Raw genomic sequence first — 3,498 nt, forward strand, 5'->3', positions numbered from 1 at the left:
CTCCACCACCCCGGCCACCACCCCGGCCACGACCCCGGCCACCACCCGTCGTGGCCTGCTCGGCACCGGGGCCGCCGGCGTCGGCGCCCTGGGCGCCGCCGTCACCGCGCCCCCCGCGAGCGCCGCCCCGACACGCGCCGGCGCGGCGGGCGACGCCTACGACGGCACGATCGACACCGCCGCCTGGCCCGACGGCCCCGGCCGCCCGGTCGTGGCGGCCCCCGCCGACGCCGAGCTGCGCGAGATCCTGGCCGCGATCGACCCCGACCGGATCCGGGCGACCGTGGAGAAGCTGGTGTCCTTCGGCACGCGGCACACCCTGTCCTCGCAGGACGACCCCGAGCGCGGCATCGGCGCCGCCCGCGACTGGATCGCCCGCCGGATGCGCCGCTACGCGGCCCGCTCCGGCGGCAGGATGACGGTGACCGTGCCGTCCTACGTCCAGGAGCCGGCCTCCCGCATCCCCGAGCCGACCGTGATCAGCAACGTCGTCGCCCGGCTCGAGGGCACGACCGACCCCGGGCGGGTCTACGTCGTCTCGGGCCACTACGACTCCCGCGTCACCGACGTCATGGACGCCACCAGCGACGCCCCCGGCGCGGACGACGACGCCTCCGGCGTGGCCGTGGCGATGGAGCTGGCGCGCCTGATGGCGACCCGCCGCACGGCCGCGACGATCATCTTCGCCGCCGTCGCCGGCGAGGAGCAGGGCCTGTACGGCTCCACGTTCCTGGCCCGTCAGCTGACCGAGGAGGGCGCGGACGTGCAGGCGATGTTCACCAACGACATCGTCGGCGCCAGCCGGGCCGACGACGGCACCGTCGACCGGCGCAGCGTCCGGATGTTCGTCGAGGGCCTGCCGATCGGCGAGGACGAGGAGACCCGGGCCACCCGCGTGCTCGTCGGCGGGGAGAGCGACTCCCCCGCCCGCCAGCTGGGCCGTTTCGTCGCCGAGGTCGCCACCCGCGAGGTCACCGGGATGGAGGTGCGCCTGGTCCACCGCCTGGACCGCTACCTGCGCGGCGGCGACCACCGTCCGTTCCTCGAGGCCGGCTACCCCGCGGCCCGGTTCACCGAGCCGAACGAGGACTACGCCCACCAGCACCAGGACGTGCGGGTCGAGGACGGGGTGCAGTTCGGCGACCTGGCCGAGTTCTGCGACTTCGACTACGTCGCCGGCGTCGCCCGCGTCAACGCCGCCACCCTGTGGAACCTGGCCCAGGCGCCGGGCACCCCGGTCGACGTCCGGATCGAGACCAGCGAGCTGACCAACGACTCCACGCTGACCTGGCAGCCGGCCAGCGGCGACCCGGTCGGCTACGAGGTCGTCTGGCGCCCGACCGCCGAGCCGCTGTGGCTGCACCGGATCGCCGCGGGCGACCGGCTGCGCCGCACCGTCGACCTCTCCAAGGACAACGCGGTGCTCGCGGTGCGCTCGGTGGCCGCGGACGGCCGCCGCTCCCCCGCGGTGTTCCCCTTCCCGGCGGACCCCGCGTGAGCCGCCCGGTCGATCCCGCGCTCGTCCGCCGCAGCGTCGACCTGGCGCTGGAGAACGTTGCCGCCGGCGGCAAGCCGTTCGCCTGCCTGGTCGTCGACGCCGCCACCGGCGAGGTCGTGCTCGAGGCCACCAACCAGGTCGACCAGTCCGGTGACGTGACGGCCCACGCCGAGATCACCGCGATCCGCGACCTCGCGGGCGCCGGGCGTACGGACCTGGCCGGCTGCGACGTCTACGTGACCGCCTACCCGTGCCCGATGTGCCTGGGCGCGCTCTACTACGCCGCCCCGGAGCGCGTCGTCTTCGCGGCCACGCGGGAGCAGGAGGGCGAGCACTACGAGGACGGCGGCCGCTACATGACGCTGGCGACCTTCTACGACGAGTACGCCCGCCCGCCGGCCGCCCGCGCCCTGCCGGCCGAGCAGGGGGCGACCGACGACCCCGTGGCGCCGTTCCGGGAGTGGACCCGGCGCCACGGCTGACGATCAGCGGCGCGCGGCCTCGGCCGGCGCCTCGGCCGGCACGTCGGCCGGTGCGTTGGTCGGTGCGTCGGCCGGGGCGGGCGAGTCCGCCTGCCCGCCCCCGCGGACCAGCAGCGAGAGCACCACGGCCACCGACGAGACCACGCCGCCCCACATCAGGGCGTCCTGGACGCCGAGCTCGGTGGCACGCGCCGCGCCCGCCCCGGCCTCGGCGGCGGTCGCGGCCCCGCGGGTCATCACGGTGATGAACAGCGCGGTGCCGGCCGCACCGGCGACCTGCTGGACGGTGCTCACGATCGCGCTGCCGTGGGAGTACAGGTGCTGCGGCAGCGAGCCGAGCGCCGAGGTCAGCAGCGGGGTGAACATCAGGGCGATGCCGACGCTCAGCAGCACGTGCACGGCCACGACGGTGCCGGTGGCGGTCGTGGCGTCGAAGGTGCTCATCAGCCACAGGGCGACGCTGGCCAGCAGCGCGCCCGGGGGCACGAGGGGCCGCGGCCCGACCCGGTCGAAGGCGCGTCCCACCAGCGGGGCCATCAGACCCATCGTCGCGCCGCCGGGCAGCAGCACCAGACCGGTCTCCAACGTGGTCAGGCCGAGCACGTCCTGGAGCATGATCGGCAGCAGGATCAGGGTCCCGAACAGGGCCATCATGGCGGCCACGACGAGGAGCACGGCCACGGTGAACGTCCGCGAGGCGAACGCCCGCAGGTCGAGCAGTGCCCGGTCGCGCAGCTGCAGCTGGCGGCGTACGAACACCGCCAGCGCGACCACGCCCACCAGGACGGGGATCCACGGCGCGACCAGCGTCTCGCCGGTGGCACTCTCCCCGATGCTGGACAGGCCGTAGATCAGCCCGGCGAAGCCGAGGGCGGACAGCACGACCGAGACCACGTCGACGCGGCCGCCGGTGACCGGCGTGACGTCGCGGACCCACAGCCGGCCCAGGGCGAGCGCGAGCAGCGCGATGGGCAGCACGATCCAGAACATCCAGCGCCAGGAGAGGTTGGCCAGCACGAGCCCCGACACCGTCGGCCCGATCGCCGGGGCGACGGAGATGACGATCGAGATCGTGCCCATCATCCGGCCCCGCCTGCTGGCCGGCACGAGGTTCAGCACCGTCGTGATCAGCAGCGGCATCATCACCGCGGTGCCGCTGGCCTGGACCACCCGACCCAGCACGAGCAGCCCGAAGGTGGGCGCCAGGGCGGCGACGAGCGTGCCCACGCTGAAGGACACCATCGCGACGGTGAACAGCAGCCGCAGCGGGAACCTGCTGATCAGGTAGCCGGTGACCGGGATGATCACCGCCATCGTCAGCAGGAACGCCGTGGTGATCCACTGCGCGGTCGCGGCGGTGATGTCGAAGTCGACCATCAGCGAGGGCAGCGCGACGCTCATGATGGTCTCGTTGAGGATCACCACGAAGGCGGAGCCGACGAGCAGCGCGATCAGCCGGGAGGCCCCCGGCGGCAGGGTGTCCTGGTCGGCGCCGGGCGGGGCGGTGGGGGTCTGGGT

General features: G+C 74.6%; 3 protein-coding genes. 2 read left to right on the forward strand and 1 reads right to left on the reverse strand.

Annotation, left to right across the window (positions count from 1 at the left end; genetic code table 11):
- Both GV155_RS19195 and GV155_RS19200 read left to right on the forward strand, forming a co-directional pair.
- Positions 1-1,498: M20/M25/M40 family metallo-hydrolase (locus tag GV155_RS19195; protein WP_201300377.1), on the forward strand; the 1,498-nt coding region annotated here is incomplete at its 5' end.
- Positions 1,495-1,980: a nucleoside deaminase gene (locus GV155_RS19200; protein ID WP_160011714.1), complete on the forward strand. Its 486-nt coding sequence runs from the start codon at positions 1,495-1,497 to the stop codon at positions 1,978-1,980. The genes GV155_RS19195 and GV155_RS19200, both read left to right, overlap by 4 nt.
- 3 nt (positions 1,981-1,983) lie before the next feature.
- Here the strand turns inward: GV155_RS19200 and GV155_RS19205 are convergent.
- On the reverse strand, positions 1,984-3,498 hold a 1,515-nt coding region (locus tag GV155_RS19205), incomplete at its 5' end, for a DHA2 family efflux MFS transporter permease subunit (protein WP_328820827.1).

The organism is Nocardioides sp. AX2bis, from assembly GCF_902506435.1.
GTDB lineage: Bacteria > Actinomycetota > Actinomycetes > Propionibacteriales > Nocardioidaceae > Nocardioides.